The 18,799-nt window shown below is 29.7% G+C and carries 20 protein-coding genes and 1 other annotated feature; all 20 genes read left to right on the forward strand.

What is annotated here, in order from left to right:
- Nucleotides 1–69: 69 nt before the first annotated feature.
- On the forward strand, nucleotides 70–1,056 hold the full coding sequence (locus tag INR60_RS04200) for an ABC transporter substrate-binding protein (protein ID WP_194190222.1): 987 nt from the start codon (nucleotides 70–72) through the stop codon (nucleotides 1,054–1,056).
- Entirely contained in the window at nucleotides 1,056–1,913 is an 858-nt protein-coding gene (locus INR60_RS04205) for an ABC transporter permease subunit (RefSeq protein ID WP_194190223.1), read from the forward strand. The genes INR60_RS04200 and INR60_RS04205 overlap by 1 nt, the downstream gene beginning before the upstream one ends.
- Nucleotides 1,906–2,700 carry an ABC transporter ATP-binding protein gene (locus INR60_RS04210; protein WP_194190224.1) on the forward strand — a complete coding sequence of 265 codons (795 nt, stop codon included), beginning with the start codon at nucleotides 1,906–1,908 and terminating at the stop codon, nucleotides 2,698–2,700. The genes INR60_RS04205 and INR60_RS04210 overlap by 8 nt, the downstream gene beginning before the upstream one ends.
- Nucleotides 2,701–2,761: 61 nt before the next feature.
- Entirely contained in the window at nucleotides 2,762–3,208 is a 447-nt protein-coding gene (locus INR60_RS04215) for a peroxiredoxin (RefSeq protein WP_194190225.1), read from the forward strand.
- 85 nt (nucleotides 3,209–3,293) lie between these two features.
- On the forward strand, nucleotides 3,294–3,704 hold the full coding sequence (locus INR60_RS04220; protein WP_194190226.1) for a hypothetical protein: 411 nt from the start codon (nucleotides 3,294–3,296) through the stop codon (nucleotides 3,702–3,704).
- Nucleotides 3,705–3,785: 81 nt separating this feature from the next.
- A complete protein-coding gene (locus tag INR60_RS04225; protein WP_194190227.1) occupies nucleotides 3,786–4,052 on the forward strand; it encodes a hypothetical protein in 267 nt (88 codons plus the stop codon).
- 193 nt (nucleotides 4,053–4,245) lie between these two features.
- Nucleotides 4,246–5,520, forward strand: coding sequence for a replication-associated recombination protein A (locus INR60_RS04230; RefSeq protein ID WP_194190228.1), 1,275 nt, complete (start codon nucleotides 4,246–4,248; stop codon nucleotides 5,518–5,520).
- An 83-nt stretch (nucleotides 5,521–5,603) separates the two neighbouring features.
- Nucleotides 5,604–6,062, forward strand: a complete 459-nt coding sequence (locus INR60_RS04235) for an RrF2 family transcriptional regulator (protein WP_194190229.1) — start codon at nucleotides 5,604–5,606, stop codon at nucleotides 6,060–6,062.
- Complete coding sequence (gene nifS, locus INR60_RS04240; protein ID WP_194190230.1) at nucleotides 6,059–7,240, forward strand: cysteine desulfurase NifS; 1,182 nt, start codon at nucleotides 6,059–6,061, stop codon at nucleotides 7,238–7,240. The genes INR60_RS04235 and nifS overlap by 4 nt, the downstream gene beginning before the upstream one ends.
- A gap of 2 nt (nucleotides 7,241–7,242) precedes the next feature.
- A complete protein-coding gene (gene nifU / locus INR60_RS04245) occupies nucleotides 7,243–7,674 on the forward strand; it encodes a Fe-S cluster assembly scaffold protein NifU (RefSeq protein WP_194190231.1) in 432 nt (143 codons plus the stop codon).
- A 9-nt stretch (nucleotides 7,675–7,683) separates the two neighbouring features.
- Entirely contained in the window at nucleotides 7,684–8,763 is a 1,080-nt protein-coding gene (mnmA, locus tag INR60_RS04250) for a tRNA 2-thiouridine(34) synthase MnmA (RefSeq protein ID WP_194190232.1), read from the forward strand.
- A 96-nt stretch (nucleotides 8,764–8,859) separates the two neighbouring features.
- The gene (locus INR60_RS04255; RefSeq protein WP_274380439.1) at nucleotides 8,860–9,336 is read left to right on the forward strand and encodes a PRC-barrel domain-containing protein; all 477 of its coding nucleotides are present in this window, start codon (nucleotides 8,860–8,862) and stop codon (nucleotides 9,334–9,336) included.
- Nucleotides 9,336–10,376, forward strand: coding sequence for an AI-2E family transporter (locus tag INR60_RS04260; protein ID WP_194190234.1), 1,041 nt, complete (start codon nucleotides 9,336–9,338; stop codon nucleotides 10,374–10,376). Before INR60_RS04255 ends, INR60_RS04260 begins: the two co-directional genes overlap by 1 nt.
- A gap of 64 nt (nucleotides 10,377–10,440) precedes the next feature.
- Nucleotides 10,441–10,616, forward strand: a binding site (T-box leader).
- Nucleotides 10,617–10,669: 53 nt separating this feature from the next.
- Complete coding sequence (gene alaS, locus INR60_RS04265) at nucleotides 10,670–13,315, forward strand: alanine--tRNA ligase (protein WP_194190235.1); 2,646 nt, start codon at nucleotides 10,670–10,672, stop codon at nucleotides 13,313–13,315.
- 135 nt (nucleotides 13,316–13,450) lie between these two features.
- Nucleotides 13,451–13,708 (forward strand): IreB family regulatory phosphoprotein, encoded by a 258-nt coding sequence (locus tag INR60_RS04270; RefSeq protein ID WP_194190236.1) that lies wholly within the window; start codon nucleotides 13,451–13,453, stop codon nucleotides 13,706–13,708.
- A gap of 43 nt (nucleotides 13,709–13,751) precedes the next feature.
- Nucleotides 13,752–14,168 carry a Holliday junction resolvase RuvX gene (gene ruvX / locus INR60_RS04275; protein WP_194190237.1) on the forward strand — a complete coding sequence of 139 codons (417 nt, stop codon included), beginning with the start codon at nucleotides 13,752–13,754 and terminating at the stop codon, nucleotides 14,166–14,168.
- Between the two features lie 84 nt (nucleotides 14,169–14,252).
- On the forward strand, nucleotides 14,253–14,516 hold the full coding sequence (locus INR60_RS04280) for a DUF1292 domain-containing protein (RefSeq protein WP_194190238.1): 264 nt from the start codon (nucleotides 14,253–14,255) through the stop codon (nucleotides 14,514–14,516).
- 40 nt (nucleotides 14,517–14,556) lie between these two features.
- Nucleotides 14,557–15,012, forward strand: coding sequence for a Fur family transcriptional regulator (locus INR60_RS04285; RefSeq protein ID WP_194190239.1), 456 nt, complete (start codon nucleotides 14,557–14,559; stop codon nucleotides 15,010–15,012).
- Between the two features lie 76 nt (nucleotides 15,013–15,088).
- Entirely contained in the window at nucleotides 15,089–16,756 is a 1,668-nt protein-coding gene (locus INR60_RS04290) for a ribonuclease J (RefSeq protein ID WP_194190240.1), read from the forward strand.
- Between the two features lie 179 nt (nucleotides 16,757–16,935).
- Nucleotides 16,936–18,762 (forward strand): translational GTPase TypA, encoded by a 1,827-nt coding sequence (typA, locus tag INR60_RS04295; RefSeq protein ID WP_194190241.1) that lies wholly within the window; start codon nucleotides 16,936–16,938, stop codon nucleotides 18,760–18,762.
- The last annotated feature ends 37 nt before the right edge of the window (nucleotides 18,763–18,799 follow it).

Here is an 18,799-nt window from a genome sequence, read left to right on the forward strand (position 1 = left end):
CTAAAAAGAATATATAAATTTTTGTTTTATAAATATATATAATAAAAAATAATTTGGAGGTTAAGTATTATGGTAGGAAAAAAGGTCATAGGGGTTATAAGTATAGCAATTTTAATTAGTTTAGTAGGTTGTAGTAGTAAAGAAGGGAAAAAGGAAAAAATAAATATAGGGGTATGTCAGCTTATACAACACGATGCCTTAGATAAAGCTTATGAAGGGTTTAAAGATAAACTTTTAGAAAAAGGATATGAAAATTCAAAGAATATTGATATTGACTACAAAAATGCCCAAGGAGATTTTCAAACGGCGCAAACTATAAATAAACAATTTACAGATAGTAAAAAGGATTTAATATTTGCAGTAGCAACGCCAGCTGCACAGGCTGCATACAATTGCACAAAGGATATTCCAATAGTATTTACTGCAGTTACAGATCCTGTAAGTGCAAAAATTGCAAAAAGCTTTAAATCATCAGGAAATAATGTAACTGGAGTATCTGATATGGTACCTATAGACAAACAGTTAGATTTATTAAAATCTTTAGTAAAGAATGTTAAAAGTATAGGTTTTATATATAACACATCTGAAGCAAATAGTGTAGTGCAATTAAATAATTTTAAAGATGCTGCAAGTAAAAATAATATTGATGTAGTTGAAATTGGGATAACTAACGTAAATGAAATAGATCAGAATTTAAAAAGTGCAATAAATAAAATAGATGCGCTATATACACCAACAGATAATACAGTTGCTTCATCTTACTCTTTGGTTGGCAAAATATGCAATGATAAAAAGATTCCAGTTTTAGGTGCTGAAGAAGCTATGATAAATGCTGGAGGATTAGTTACACTTGGTATTGATTATTATGAACTTGGAAAGGAAGCTGGAAATAAAGCTATTGAAATAATTGAAGGGAAAAAACCTAGTGAAATAGAAATAACAACTTTAGATAATTTAAAAATAAAGATAAATGAAAAGGTCGCTAAAGAACTTAATATAGAAGTTCCAAAAGAAATAAGAGAAAAGGCTGAATTTATAAACGGAGGAGAAAAATAGTGGGACTTATTATAAATATATTAGAGCAAGCATTTTTATTTTCTCTAGTTTCTATAGGTGTATATATAACATATAAGATATTAGATTTTCCAGACCTTTCAGTTGATGGAACCTTTCCTTTAGGTGCAGCAGTTGCAAGTGCATTAATAGTAAGTGGGGTTAATCATTTAGTTAGTACGTTTATAGCTATGGCCGTAGGTGGAATGGCAGGTGGCATAACAGCTATTTTACATGTTAAATTAAAAATAACTAATTTAATGTCTGGAATATTAGTTATGATAGGATTATATTCTGTAAATTTATTTATTATGGGTAAATCTAACTTACCTTTATTTAGCGATAATAATATATTTAATAACAATTTAAAGAGTATCTTTATAATTTCAATAATTTTAATAATAGTAAAACTAATATTCGATTATTTTATGAAAACTCAGATTGGTTTTTTATTAATAGGAGTAGGCGATAACGAACAAGTTGTCACAGCTTTAGGGGTAAGTAAAAATAAAATAAAGTTTTTAGGATTAGTTATAAGCAATGCATTAGTTGCATTATCTGGTGCGTTAACTGCTCAATATAATGGTTTTTCAGATGTTAATATGGGAAGTGGGATTGTTGTTAAAGGACTTGCATGCGTAATTATTGGTGTATCTTTATTTAAAAAGCTGTCTTTTATTAATTTAAGTACTCTTGCGATACTTGGTACTGTTTTATATTATGGCGCTATACAATTATCTTTAGAACTTGGATTAAATCCGAATTATTTAAAATTATTAACAGCGTTACTTATAATTTTTGCACTTAGTTTAAATAATTTTAAAGTAAAATCTCTTTTTGGAGGTAAAAGTAATGCTTAGAATAAATAAAGTAAATAAAATATTTAATAAAGATACAATAAATGAAAATAATTTATTTAAAGACTTTTCTTTAGATGTAAAAAGTGGTGAATTTATATCGATTATAGGTTCAAATGGAGCAGGGAAATCAAGTTTGTTAAATTTGATTTCAGGAACTATAAGGTCGGATTATGGAGAAATATATATAGAAGATAAAGAAGTATCAAAATTAAAAGAATATAAAATAGCAAAAGATATAGGAAGAGTTTATCAAAATCCATCCTTTGGGGTTGCATCGAATATGACTATACTTCAAAATTTAGCACTTGGAGATAATAAAGGAAAGAGGTATGGATTAAGTTTAGGAATCAAAAAAAGCAGAATAAATTATTATAAAGAATTATTAAATCATTTAGATTTAGGGATGGAAGACAAAATTCATAAAAAGGTAAGTGCGCTATCTGGAGGGCAAAGGCAAGCTTTAACACTTTTATTATCAGTTATGTCAAATCCTAAAATACTTTTATTAGACGAGCATACAGCAGCACTAGACCCTAAAACTTCGAAAAAGATAATGGAAATAACAGATTTGATTGTAAAAGAAAAAAATATAACAACTATTATGGTGACTCATAATTTGAAATATGCTTTAAATTATGGAGATAGATTAATAATGATGCACCAAGGGGAAATAGTCTTAGATGTATCTAAAGAAGAAAAGGAGAATCTAACTAAAGATGAATTATTAAAATTATTTGATAAAGTAAAGCTTACAGATGAACTTAGTGATAGAAGTTTATTTGTCTAGTTGATATTATTTATAATATATTATATAATAATAATTATTAAATAATATATGAGGTGATAATATGGAATTAGAAGTTGGTATGAGTGCGCCAGAATTTAAACTTATGGGGTCAGATAACAAAGAGCATAGCTTAAAGGATTATAAAGGAAAGAGAGTAATATTATACTTTTACCCAAAAGATAATACACCTGGATGCTCTTTAGAAGCACAAGATTTTAAAAGTCACTATGAAAGCTTTATAGATAGTAACACAGTTATTTTAGGAGTAAGCCGTGATAATTTAAAATCACATGAAAAATTTATAAATAAATATGAGTTACCATTTGTTCTTCTATCTGATGAAGATGAGATAGTTTGCAAATTATATGATGTACTTAAAGAGAAAAATATGTTTGGTAAAAAGGTCTTTGGAATTGAAAGAAGTACTTTTGTAATTGATGAAGAAGGTAAAATAATAGATATATACAGAAAAGTAAAAGTTAAAGGACATGTTGAAAGTTTACTTTAATTTAAATATTAGCTAAAGGTTATTTGCCTTTAGCTTTTTATTTTTGTATACTTAGCCTATAATGCAAATAAAAAGGAGAATGTTTATGTACATAGTTTTTGGAAATGAAATAATGGATACTAAAGATATAAAAAAAACAATAGAAGATAATACGGAGTTTAAGGTATTAAAAGATATGAGCAAGGGGACTAAAAGAGAAGATTTAGCAGCTTATAATCTTTCAATTTCTATAGATGCTTTAAACGAAGAATTAGAAGGGATTGAAATAGATTCTCTTACAGAAGATGAATTATTTGAAGAATACCTAGCAACAGCTGAAGAGGCGTCTATGGAAATAGAAGAGTTTTTACCAGAAGATAGTAAAATGAGATTTCTTCCATACAGTTGGGATAGGTCATTTGAAGAAGTAAGAGGTATAATTTTAATAGGTTCTTTAGAAATTAAAGACGTTAAAATGATGGATATTTTAAAGAGATTACTTACTCAAGCAGAGTAATTATTTACTGGGAAATATTGGAAGAATAATCTTGCAAATATTTAATATAATACTAAAGAAAGCAATTTTTTAAGTGTTTATATGATTATTACAGCGATAACTATCCCTACTCCTAAAAGGATTAAAAAGAAAGTTTTAAAACTTTGCACAAAAGAACGAATCGGGATTTATTCTTGTATCTTAACAGGTATTGGTATAATCAGTTTATCAGATGCAGAAATAAAAGCATTACCTATTTTAGGACTTTTATATTGCGGTTTTACCTTTGAAGTTATAGAAAGGGCAGACCCAGAAGTTCTAGAAATTATGGCTAAAAATATGAATGAAAACTATTATAGATATTTTTAAGATTCAAAGTTTACTTTGGATTTTTTTTTTTGAAATAAAAGAAATAAGAATTATATGGTGTTTATTAAAGGGGGACTATAAAATAATTCATCTAAATAAGCTAATATAACATACTTTAAATAAGAAAAGTTATGTAAAGCTAATGGTGAAAAAATTGTGATATAATAAATTTAATAAATGTTAGGAGGTTATCATGAGAAAGCCATTAGCTGAAAAAATTAGACCGAAAGAACTGTATGAAGTATATGGTCAAAAACATATATTAGGTGAAAATAAAATTTTAAATAGAATTGTAAAAAGTGGAATAATAAATAATATGATTTTTTATGGACCACCTGGAGTTGGTAAAACTACTGTAGCAAATATTATTGCAAACAAAGCGAATAAAAAGTTTTATAAGTTAAATGCAACAAATGCTTCTTTAAAAGATATTCAAAAAATAACAGAAGAGTTAGATACATTTATCGGTAGAGATGGAGTGCTATTATATTTAGATGAGATACAAAATTTTAATAAAAAACAGCAACAATCCTTACTAGAGTATATTGAAGATGGAAGAATAACATTAATAGCATCTACTACAGAAAATCCATATCATTATATCTTTAAAGCCTTACTTTCAAGGTCTACTATTTTTGAATTTAAAGAACTTGATAATATAGATATAAAAAAAGCATTGAAAAGAGCAGTTGATATTCAAAATGAAGAACTAGAAACATTTAATGTAGTTGTTGAAGATGAGGCTTATGAATATTTTTCTAACATGTCTAATGGCGATGTAAGAAAAAGTTTAAACGCTATTGAAATAGCTATGAATTCTACAAACCCGAATAAAGAAGGAATCATAAATATAACAACTGAAGTTGCTAAAGATAGTTCTCAGCTTAAAGTTTTTGGTTACGATAAAAATGGTGATGATCATTATGATATTTTAAGTGCTTTTCAAAAATCTATAAGGGGAAGTGACCCAGATGCTGCAATTCACTACTTAGCAAGACTTGTAAAAGCCGGTGATTTAATTTCTATTTGTAGAAGACTTCAAGTTATAGCGTCAGAGGATATAGGTCTTGCTTACCCGCAAGGTGCATCTATAGTTAAGTCTCTTGTAGATTCAGCTAGAGAACTTGGCTTTCCAGAAGCTAGAATCCCATTAGCTGAGGCAACTATCTTACTTTCTACAAGTCCTAAATCAAATAGTGCAATTGTTGCAATAGATAGTGCTTTAAAAGATTTAGAAACAAAAAAAATATCAGAAGTACCTAAGCTTTTAAAAGATGCTCACTATAGTGGAGCCAAGAATTTGGGTAGAGGAGTAGAATATAAATATCCTCATAACTTTAAAAATTCTTATGTAAAACAAGATTATATGCCAGAATCAATTAAGGATGAAAAGTACTACAACCCTGGAAATAACAAGTTTGAAAGAGCTATTTCAGAGTACTGGAGAGAAATAAAAATTAAAAAATAATAATGAATATTGACAATAACCGAGTGATTTGCTAAGATATAATCATAAATCGTAGTAAGTTACTCTACTTTAGGGGTGAGAAAATGAAATTATCAACAAAAGGTAGATATGGAGTAAAGGCTATGGTTGATTTAGCAATTAACTATGGAGAGTCGCCAGTATCTATTAAAACTATCTCGAAAAGACAAAACATTTCAGAGTACTATTTAGAACAACTATTTAGTCCTTTAAGAAAAGCCAAATTAATAAGAAGCATTAGAGGCGCTCAAGGTGGTTATGTTTTAAATAAAGAACCAAAAGATATAAGGGTGTCTGATATTATGTATGTTTTAGAAGGACCTATAGAAATTGCAGATTGCATCGAAGGTGCAGAATGCACAAACGTTGATTGTTGTGCTACAAGAATCTTATGGAAAAAAATAAAAGCAAGTATAGATAGCGTAATGGATTCAATTACACTACAAGATATAGTTGATGATTATAAAGAAATGAAAGAAAAAAATGAAGGAATTAATTTAATTAACAGAGGTGAATATATATGAAGCACGTATACATGGATCACGCAGCAACAACTTACGTGAAGCCAGAAGTTTTAGAAGAAATGATGCCTTATTTTACAGGCAAATTTGGAAATCCATCATCATTTTATAGTATTTCAAGAGAAGTACAAGAAGGAGTGATGAAAGCTAGGTCTAGAGTCTCTAAAGCAATTAACTGTAAGGAAAATGAAATTTACTTTACAGGTGGCGGTTCAGAGGCAGATAACTGGGCAATCAAAGGGATAGCATCAGCTTACAAAAACAAAGGAAATCATATAATTACTACAAAAGTAGAGCATCACGCAGTTTTACATACTTGTGCATACTTAGAGAAAAATGGCTTTGAGGTTACTTATCTTGATGTTGATAGTGAAGGTTTTGTTAAATTAGAAGATTTAAAAAATGCAATAACAGATAAAACAATATTAGTATCAATTATGTTTGCAAACAACGAAATAGGTACTATTCAACCTGTAAAAGAAATAGGTGCTATCTGTAGAGAAAAGAAAATTTTATTCCACACAGATGCAGTTCAAGCAGTAGGACATATTCCAGTTGATGTTGAAGAAATGAATATTGATTTATTATCAATGGCAGGACATAAGTTCTATGGACCTAAAGGTGTTGGAGCTTTATACGTAAGAAAAGGTATAAGAATTCATAACCTTATTCACGGTGGAGCTCAAGAAAGAAATAGAAGAGCTGGTACTGAAAATACAGCAAGTATAGTTGGAATGGCAAAAGCCTTAGAACTTGCAACAGAAAATTTAGAAGAGCATAATGTTAAATTAAGATCATTAAGAGATAAATTAATAGATGGACTATTAAAGATTCCTTATACTAGATTAAATGGACCTAGAGGAGAAAAAAGATTACCAGGTAACGTAAACGTAAGTTTTGAGTTTATTGAAGGAGAATCAATTCTTTTATCATTAGATTTTGAAGGAATTTGTGCATCAAGTGGTAGTGCTTGTACTTCAGGATCACTGGATCCATCACATGTTCTACTTGCAATAGGATTACCACACGAAAAAGCACATGGATCTTTAAGATTATCACTAGGTGATGAAAATACAGAAGAAGAGGTGGATTACGTTTTAGAAACAGTACCACCAATAATAGAAAGACTTAGAAATATGTCACCACTTTGGACAGATTTTAAAAGAAAAGGAGATAAATAATTATGATATATACAGAAAAAGTAATGGATCACTTTAGAAATCCTAGAAACGTAGGAGTTATTGAAAATGCAGATGGAGTAGGCGAAGTTGGAAACGCAAAATGCGGAGATATAATGAGAGTTTACTTAAAAATAGAAGATAACAAAATAGCTGATGTTAAATTTGAAACATTTGGTTGTGGATCAGCAATAGCATCATCATCTATGGCAACTGAGTTAATCAAAGGTGCTACTATAGAAGAAGCTTGGAAATTATCAAATCAAGCCGTTGCAGAAGCTTTAAATGGATTACCACCAGTTAAAATGCACTGTTCAGTATTAGCAGAAGAAGCTATACATAAAGCTATAAACGACTTTAGATCAAAACAAGGATTAGAGCCTTGGGATATGGATGAAAGCGGAGAAGACTTACACGACAAAGTACATGGTGAATAGGAGAGAACTATGGAAAAGAAAAAAGTAGTTGTAGGTATGAGCGGCGGAGTGGATAGTTCCGTCGCTGCTTACCTTTTAAAAGAACAGGGATACGACGTAATTGGTATTACAATGCAAGTTTGGCAAGAAGATAATGATTTCTCAGAAAGAGAAGGTGGATGTTGCTCACTTTCTGCTGTAGAAGACGCAAGAAGAGTTGCACAAAAGCTAGATATTCCTTTTTATGTATTTAACTTTAGAAAATCATTTAAAGAGAAAGTAATAGATTACTTTGTTCAAGAGTATATAGATGGAAAAACTCCAAATCCTTGTATAGCTTGTAATAAGTATTTGAAATTTGATGAGTTACTTATGAAAGCTAGGGGAATAGGGGCAGAATACGTAGCAACAGGTCATTATGCTAAGATAGAAGAAAGAGATGGAAGACATCTTTTAATTAGAGCAGATGATGATAAAAAAGACCAAACTTATGCTTTATACAATTTCACTCAAGATCAATTAGCGCATACTTTAATGCCTTGTGGAGATTACACTAAAGATAAAATTAGAGAAATTGCAAAAGAAATAGGTTTAGCAGTTCACAACAAAAAAGATAGTGAAGAAATATGTTTTATACATGATAACGACCATGGGAGATATATAAAAGAAGCTAGACCAACAGAAGTAAAACCTGGTAACTTCGTTGATGAAAAAGGAAATATAGTAGGTAAACATAAAGGGATTGTTTACTATACTATAGGTCAAAGAAAAGGATTAGGATTAGCACTAGGTAAACCTGTATTTGTAATTGATATTAATCCTAGAACTAATGAAGTTGTTATAGGATCAGAAGATAAAATATTTAAAACTGACCTAATAGCTAAAGATATTAATTTTATTCCTTTTGAAAAATTAGAGGGTGAAATGGAAGTTCAAGCTAAAGTTAGATATGCAGCTAAACCTGCTAAAGCTAAAATTTATCCTTTAAAAGATGGTAAAGTTAAGGTTTCTTTTGAGGATAAACAAAGAGCAATAACAAAAGGTCAATCAGTAGTTTTTTATGATGGAAATGTAGTAGTAGGTGGAGGCGTTATTGAAAGCTTAGCCTAATTTTTATTAAAGGTATCTTATATAATTAAGATACCTTTATTTTTTTGAATATTTCAGAAATTATTGGAAAAAATAATTCTGAAAGATGGTGAAGTGATGTTTAGAGTTAAAAATTTTTATATGAAAAAAGTTTTTGATTATAAAGGTAAGAAGCTTGGAATAGTAGAAGATTTATATATAGATTTTTATAATAGCTCAGTTTTAGCGTTGAAATTATCAAAAAAAAATTTTTTTAACAAAAAAAATTCTATAAAGGTTCAAAATATAATATCTATCGAAGATGATATTTTAGTTAAAGAAAAAGATACATATAATGGTTTACTATTAAGTGATATTTTAGGGCTCGATATTATAAATCTTCACGGAAATATTATAGGTGTAATTGAAGATATAATAATTTCTAAAGAAAATTTTGAACTAAAAGGGATAGTAGTTAGTACTGGTGTTTTAGATAGATTAATTCATGGGAAAGATATCCTAGTTCCGAAAGAATGTGTGCTTGGAGAAAACTGTTTAATTCATAAAAATGATTCAAATATATCACTTAGAGCTTTGCCAAAGAGGTTAGAATAATGAATAAAGTTAAAGAGTTTTTTAAAAATAAAAAAAATATTTTAAAAATAGTGATTATTTTAATAGTAATTTCTTTTATAATGCTTTATTTAAAAATAGAATTTTTCAAAGAAGTAGTAAACTTACTTATTTGTTCTTTTATTTTAGCTTATATTTTAAGGCCTTTAAGGGATTTAATTATAGGGAAACGTAATATAAGTAAAAGAGCTGCAACTTTGATTGTAATTATAGGTATAACATCTTTGTTTCTACTTATAATTTTTGTAGCTGTTCCAAGTTTAATAAAAGAACTAGGAAATGCATCACCTCTAATTAACGACTTGATTAGTGATTTTAACAAGCTTGGAGATAAAATGAAAGTTCAATCATCTCCTGTCCTTCGAACTATTTACATTCAAATAGAAGAAAAGGTTTGGAACTTTTTAATGAACTTTTCAAATAATACAATTCAAAGTTTAATTAGTATGCTAGAAAACATTCTATCATTTGCGATAATACCTGTAGTCTCTTACTATGTGCTCTCAGATGGCGATAATATATCAAACAAATTATCACTTATAATCCCTATGGAAAAAAGAAAGATAACAAGAGTGATTTTTAAAGATGTTAATCTGCTACTTGAGAGGTATATAGTAAGTCAAATAGTTTTATCTTTAGCAACGGGTATTATGTGTCTTATTCTTTTTGAAATACTTGATATAAAGTTTTCAATTTGGCTTGCTATAATTAATGGTTTATTTAACATAGTTCCGTATTTTGGAGCGTTTTTTGGGGGAGTGCCAGCTGTTATTATATCAATGCTAATATCACCAGTTAAAGGACTGTGGTGCCTAATTGGGATAGTTATAATTCAGCAAATAGAAGGAAATTTACTTGCGCCGAAAATTACGGCAGAAAGTACAAATATTCATCCTTTAATAATTATAATTCTACTTTTAATTGGAGAAAAAATATCAGGAATATCGGGGATGATATTAGTTGTACCTGTAGGAGTAATAATAAAAGTTTTATATGATGATTTAAATTATTACTTGTTCTAATGCATTAAATAAATAACTTATTGACATATCTATTTTTATAAAATATAATTTTGTTGTAATTAAATATTAAGTGTTGATTAGGATGAGTAAAATTATATTTATTTTTCAGAGAAAAAGTGGTTGGTGTGAACTTTTATTTAAAATAATTTGAAGCTACCTAGGAGCTATAACCATTTAGAGCGATGCAATAATTTTGCATAATTAGGGTGGTAACGCGGAAGTTTAGCTTTCGTCCCTTCATTTTTAAAGGGATGAAGGCTTTTTTTATACAAAAATATATGGAGGACTACAAAATGAAATATACAAAAACTAATGATTTAAGAGAATTATACTTAAAATTCTTTGAAGGAAAAGATCACTTAAGACTAAAAAGCTTTCCTTTAGTACCAAAGAATGATAAAAGTTTATTATTAATTAATGCAGGAATGGCACCTTTAAAGCCTTATTTTACAGGAGTGCAAGAACCACCTAAAAAAAGAATCACAACTTGTCAAAAGTGTATTAGAACTGGAGATATTGAAAACGTAGGTAAAACTTCAAGACACGGTACATTTTTTGAAATGCTAGGGAACTTTTCTTTTGGAGATTACTTTAAAGAAGAAGTAATTCCTTGGGCTTGGGAGTTTATAACAGAAGTTTTAGAAATGCCAAAGAATAAGTTATATGTAACTATTTATTTAGATGATGATGAAGCGTATGATATTTGGACTAGTAAAACTGATATAGACCCAAGTAGAATATTTAGATTAGGTAAAGAAGATAACTTCTGGGAACATGGTTCAGGTCCTTGTGGTCCTTGTACTGAAATTCACTTTGATAGAGGTGTAAATGTAGAACCTGTAAAAACTTCAGAGGAGTTTGTAAAAGAAAGTGATGCAGATAGAATTATAGAATTCTGGAATCTAGTATTTACTCAATTCGATGGAGACGGAAAAGGTAATTATGAAAGACTTGAAAATCCAAATATAGATACTGGAATGGGACTTGAAAGACTTGCAACATTAATGCAAGGAGTTGAAAATATATTTGAAATTGATACAGTTAAAAACATATTAAACAAAGTTTCAGATTTATCAGGAGTTAAATATGGTGATGATAAAGTAAAAGATGTTTCACTTAGAATAATAACTGACCACGTTAAATCAGTTACTATGATGATTTCAGATGGAGTCCAACCTAGTAATGAAGGTAGAGGTTATGTTTTAAGAAGATTACTTAGAAGAGCTGCAAGACACGGAAGAGTTTTAGGTATTAAAGGGTTATTCTTAAAAGATATAGTAGATTCAGTAGTTTCAAATTACGGAAGTGAATATGAAGAATTAATATCTAAAAAAGATTATATAGAAAAAATAGTAACGTTAGAAGAAGAAAGATTTAATGAAACTATAGATTCAGGTATGGGTATATTATTAGGATATATTGAAGAACTTGATAAAAATAAAGAAACTGTTTTAAGTGGAGAAAAAGCATTTAAGTTATATGACACTTATGGATTCCCTTATGAATTAACAGAGGAGATTCTAGAAGAGAAAAATATGACTATAGATAGAGAGTCATTTGATAAGGAAATGAAAGAACAAAGAGAAAGAGCTAGAAACGCTAGAGGAGAGTTTTCTTACATGGGAAGTGAAGAATCACCTATAAATGCTGTTTCAGGAGAAATAAACTCTGAGTTTGTTGGATATGATAATACTGAATTTGTATCAAAAATACTATTCTTAGCAGATGAAAATGAAGTATTAGATACTTTAGAAGAAGGAAAAAAAGGATATATATTAACAGAAAAAACTCCTTTCTACGCTGAAATGGGAGGCCAAGTTGGTGATAAAGGTATAATAAAAGGAAAAGATTTTGAAGCCTTTGTTTATGATACTAAGAAAAATGTTGGTGGAAAAACTATACACTACGTAAAAGTAACAAATGGAATAGTTAAATTAAATGCAGAGGCTAATTTAAAAGTAGACATAGTTAGAAGAGAAAATATAGAAAAAAACCACACTGCTACTCATATGCTTCATGAAGCTTTGAAAGAAGTGGTTGGTGAACATGTAAACCAAGCAGGTTCTTATGTTGATGATGAAAGATTAAGATTCGATTTTACTCATTTCCAAGGAATGACTGAAAAAGAATTAAAAGATACTGAAAGCTTAGTTAATGAAAAAATCATGGAAGTAAATTCAGTTTCTACTAACTTAATGACTTTAGAAGAAGCTAAAGAAAAAGGTGCTATGGCTTTATTTGATGATAAATATGGTGATAAAGTAAGAGTAGTTGAAGTTGGGGAATACTCAAAAGAACTTTGTGGTGGTACACACGTTAAAAATTCAGGGCAAATTGGACTATTTAAAATAGTTAGTGAAGCTGGAGTTGCGGCAGGAATTAGAAGAATCGAAGCTGTTACTGGTTTTGAAGCTATTAAATTTATGGAATCAAAAAATGAAATACTTAAAAAAGCTTGTGGAAGCTTTAAGTGTTCAGAAAAAGATATCTTAAATAGAATTTCTGCTCAAACTCAAGAATTAAAAGAAAAAGAAAAAGAAATAAGTGAATTAAAAGCAAAACTTACAAGTGGAGCTGAAGATGATATTTTAGCATCAGCTAAAGAAGTTTCAGGAATAAAAGTTATAAGCTATGCACTTGAAGACGTGGATGGAAATGCACTTAGAGATCTATGTGATAAAATAAGAAACAAAATAGGCAGTGGAGTAGTTGTTTTATTAAGTAACGTAGGTGGAAAAGTCAACCTTGTTTCTATGGCAACAAAAGATGTTTTAGGTAATGGAATCCATTGTGGAAAAATAATTAAAGAAGTTGCAACAGTAGTTGGTGGCGGTGGAGGTGGAAGACCTGACATGGCCCAAGCTGGAGGAAAAAACCCAGAAAAAATTTCAAAAGCTATAGAAAAAGTTTATGAAATAGTTCAAAGTTTAGCTAAATAGTGTACTTTTAGATTAAACTGATGTATAATTATAAATATAGTAAAGTATAAATTTAGAAAAAATGTTTATACTAAATAATAGTTGAATTTATAACTTAAATTAGTAAGGGGGTGCGCTGCCTCGGCGGCTAGTAGAATGAGTAATAAAGTAGAAAATACAATGCAATTTGATTTATCAAAAAATAAGGAAGCATTAACAAAAGCTATTTTGTCAGAGGTTTATAATTCATTACAAGAGAAGGGTTATAATCCGATAAACCAATTAGTTGGTTATATTATATCTGGAGACCCTACTTACATTACAAATTACAATGGAGCAAGAGCTTTAGTAAGAAAACTTGAAAGAGACGAAATTCTTGAAGAAGTTTTAAAATCTTATTTAGAGATAAAATAAAAAGTGCCCTATTGAGGGCACTTTTACTTTAAAGGAGCAATTAATGAGAATACTCGGATTAGATGTAGGTCAAAAGACTATCGGAGTTGCAATTTCAGATCCATTAGGATTTACAGCACAAGGGATTACAACAATTAGAAGAAACAAAAAAGAAAATGATATACTTGAAGTTAAAAAGATTTGCGATGAATATTCTGTAGAAACAATAGTAGTTGGATTACCTAAAAATATGGATGGATCAATCGGGTTTGCTGGTGAAAAAATCCAGGAATTTTCTAAATTACTTAGAGAAAAAATAGATTTAGAAATAGTTTTTTGGGATGAGAGATTAACTACGGTTGCTGCACACAAAGCTATGCTTGAAGCGGACCTTTCAAGAGGAAAGAGAAAAAAGATAGTAGATAAAGTTGCTGCAACATATATTTTACAAGGTTATTTAGATAGAATATCAAGAAAATAACAATCATCAAATGAATATCAAATGAAAATAATTATTGACAAGTATAATTAAAAAAATTAAGATAGAAAAAAGGAGATATTTAAAATGGAAAAAGATATAGAATTTATAGATTTAATGGATGAACAAGGTAATGAGGAGACTTTCAAAGTTGTTAGTTTCTTTAAAATAGATGACTTAAATTCAGAATATGTAGTTTTAGTTCCAGCTGAAGATGAAGCTGATGAAGCTATAGTATTAAAAATTGTAAAAGACGAAGATGGAAATGATAATTTAATAAATATAGAAGACGAAGGCGAATTCGCTATGGTAGAAGAAGCTTACAGTCTACTTATGCAAGGCGAAGAGTAAAAATTAAATATCATTTTTATTGAAAAGAGGTGTTATACGTATGAGTAATATTGTTTCAATAAATATGGAGGAATTAAAAGAAAACCTTAAAAAGAAGGGATATAAACTTACTCCTCAAAGAAGAGCTATAGTTGATACTATAATTAAAAATGAAGGGAAACATATGACGGCAGAAGAAATTTACGATGAAGTAAAAAGAGACTGTCCTGAAATAGGTTTAGCAACAGTTTATAGAACTGTTTTACTTCTTGAAGAAATAAAATTATTATCAAGATTAGATTTAAGTGATGGTTGTAGTAGATATGAAATCATACATGATGATGAAGAACATAGACACCATCATTTAATTTGTAATAATTGCAAAAAGGTTATAGAAGTTGAGGAAGATTTACTAGATGAACTTGAAGAGAGAATTAAAACTAAGTATTTATTCGAAGTTCAAGACCACAGTGTAAAATTCTACGGTATTTGTAACGAATGCAAAAATAAAAATTAAAGGAGAATCCTCTCTAAAAGTGCAGTGACGAGATGACATCCTTTGTTTATACATAAAACAAATAAGGAGGGGAAATATGAAAAATGAGAAACCAAAGGTTAAAGTTATTCCTTTAGGTGGAATAGATGAGATCGGTAAAAATATGACAGTTATCGAATATAAAGATGACATAGTTATTATCGATTGTGGTCTTAAATTCCCAGATGCGGATATGTATGGAATTGATATAGTAATCCCAGATATAACGTATCTTCTAAAGAATAAAGAAAGAATTAGAGGAATTTTCTTAACTCACGGACACGAAGATCATATAGGTGCATTGCCTTATGTATTAAAGCAATTAAACATACCTATATATGGAACAAAATTAACTTTAGGTATTGTAGAAACAAAATTAAGAGAGCACGGATTATTAGCTGATACAACTCTTAATGTTGTAAAACCTAGAGATAAAGTAAAATTAAACAGTGTAACTGTTGAATTTATTAAAACTAATCACTCAATAGCTGATTCAGTTGCTATTGCAATTCACACACCATTAGGTGTAGTACTTCATACAGGAGATTTTAAAATTGATCATACACCTATAGATGGAGGAAGAACAGATTTTGCAAGACTTGCTGAACTTGGGAAGAAAGGTGTTTTAGTTATGATGGCTGATTCAACTAACGTTGAAAAGCCAGGCTATACAATGTCAGAGAGTATAGTTGGAGATAGTTTAAATAGACTATTTGGGAAAGCTAAGGGTAGAATATTAGTAGCTACTTTTGCATCTAATATTCATAGAATTCAGCAGATTGTAAAATCAGCTGAAATGTATAAAAAGAAGGTAGCAGTTTCAGGAAGAAGTATGGAAAACATAGTTCAAGTTGCTATCGAACTTGGATACTTAAAATCACAAGAAGGAACTATGGTGACTTTAGACCAAGCTTTAAAGTTAAAAAACGACCAAGTAGTTATTGTTACAACAGGAAGCCAAGGGGAACCGATGTCTGCACTATCTAGAATGGCAGCTTCTGAACACAAGAAGATACAAATAGTAGAAGGAGATACTGTAATTATTTCTGCTACGCCAATTCCAGGTAACGAAAAACTTGTCTCAACAGTTGTAAACAAATTATTTAAAAAAGGTGCTGAAGTTATATACGGATCAGGACAAAACGTCCACGTATCAGGGCATGCTTGTCAAGAAGAATTAAAACTTATGCAAACAATTGTTAAGCCTAGATTCTTTATCCCAGTTCACGGTGAGTATAGACACTTAAAATTACATGCAGAATTAGCACTTAAAACTGGTTTAAGCAAAAGAAATTATCTATTACCTGAAACAGGAGATGTAATCGAAATTACAAGAAATTCTATTAAAAAGAATGGTTCTGTAAATTCAGGTCAAGTACTTGTTGATGGTTTAGGTGTAGGGGATGTTGGACATATCGTATTAAGAGATAGAAAACATCTTTCTCAAGATGGTATATTAACTGTTGTAGTTACTTTAGATAGAGAAAGCGCATCAGTTATTGCAGGACCAGATATAATTTCAAGAGGTTTCGTTTATGTAAGAGAGTCAGAAGGCTTAATGGATGAAGCACGTGAAATTGTAAAAGGTGTTTTAAACTATTGCGAGGAAAATAAAGTTACAGATTGGGCAACAATTAAAAGTAAAATAAGGGATGAACTTAGAAATTATCTATATGAAAAAACTAAGAGAAAGCCAATGATTTTACCTATTATAATGGAAATTTAAGTAGAATTTTGTCTAATTTCAAAATGATTTTGTTGACTTTTATAAAATAGAATATTAAAATATAAAATAGTGTGAGAAAATTGGGTACGTTTTGTATCCAATTTTCTTTATGTAAGAACGTTTTATAGGTTTACATAAACTTTGTAAATGAATAAAGCCAAAAATTTGGAGGAATAACAATGGATTTAATTAAAAGAGAAGATATTAGAAATATAGCCATCATAGCTCACGTTGACCACGGTAAAACAACATTAGTTGATGCTTTATTAAAAGATAGCCAAACATTTAGAGCAAATGAAAAAGTTCAAGAAAGAGTAATGGACTCAAACGATTTAGAAAAAGAAAGAGGAATTACAATTCTTTCTAAAAATACTGCAATCCACTACAACGATGTAAAAATAAATATCGTTGATACACCAGGACATGCTGACTTCGGTGGAGAAGTTGAACGTGTACTTAAAATGGTTGATTCAGTTTTATTAGTAGTTGATTCTTATGAGGGACCAATGCCACAAACTAAGTTCGTTCTTAAAAAAGCTTTAGAACTTAAGTTAAAACCAATCGTTGTAATAAACAAGATTGATAAACCAGATGCTAGACCAGAACAAGTTATAGATGAAGTATTTGATCTATTCTTAGAACTTGGTGCAGATGACGATCAATTAGATTTCCCAATCATCTACGCTTCAGCTAGAGATGGATTTGCTAGATATGAAGTAGAAGATACAAACACAAATATGACTCCACTATTTGATACAATTGTAGAAAAAGTAGAATGTCCAACAGGGGATATAGATGGACCATTACAAATGCTAGTTACAACTCTTGATTCAAATGAGTATGTTGGAAGAATAGCAATCGGTAAAATCCACAGAGGAAGAGTTAAGAAGAACCAACAAGTTGCATTAGTAGCTAAAGATGGAAGTACTAAAAATTACAAAGTAAGTGCATTATTCGGATATAACGGCTTAAAAAGAGAAGATATAGAAGAAGCTGCTTTAGGTGATATAGTTGCTTTAGCTGGTGTAGGAGATGCTAACATTGGAGAAACTATAGCAGATTCACAAAATCCAGAAGCTTTACCATTTGTTGATATCGATGAGCCAACATTAAGCATGAACTTTATGGTTAATGATTCTCCATATGTTGGTCAAGATGGTGATTTTATAACATCAAGACACTTAAGAGATAGATTAATGAAAGAACTAGAAACGAACGTAAGTTTAAGGGTTAGAGAAATAACTCCAGACTGCTACGAAGTATCAGGTAGAGGAGAACTTCACTTATCAGTTCTTATAGAAACAATGAGAAGAGAAGGATATGAATTACAAGTTTCAAAAGCTAACGTAATCTTCAAAGAAGAAAATGGAAAAACTATGGAGCCTATGGAATATTTAACAATCGATGTTCCAGAAGAGTTCATGGGACCTGTAATGGAAAAATTAGGGCCAAGAAAAGGTGAAATGGTTAATATGACTTCAGCTGTTAACGGATATACAAGATTAGAATTTGTTATCCCAGCTAGAGGACTTATAGGATTCAGAAATGAATTTATGACAGATACAAAAGGTAATGGAATAATGAACCACGTATTCCACGGATATGCTCCACACAAAGGTGAAATCCCTGGAAGAAGTAGAGGATCAATAGTCTCATTCGAACAAGGTGATGCTATAGCTTACGGATTATTCAATGCACAAGAAAGAGGATCATTATTTATAGATGCAGGGACACCTGTATACCAAGGTATGATCGTTGGAGTTTGTGGAAGAGCTGATGATTTAGACATAAACGTATGTAAAGGTAAAAAACTTACTAATACAAGATCATCAGGTGCTGATGAAGCTTTAAAATTAGTTCCACCTATAAAAATGTCATTAGAGCAAGCGTTAGAATTCATAAATAATGATGAATTAGTAGAGGTTACTCCAAACAATATAAGAATGAGAAAAACAATTTTAGATAGTACTGAAAGAAAAAGAGCAATTAGCAGAAGCAAGAAATAAGATAAAAATTTCTTTATAAACTAATAGAAAAGTATTA

The sequence above is a fragment of the Clostridium chrysemydis genome (assembly GCF_015234215.1).
In the GTDB taxonomy this organism is placed as follows: domain Bacteria; phylum Bacillota; class Clostridia; order Clostridiales; family Clostridiaceae; genus Clostridium; species Clostridium chrysemydis.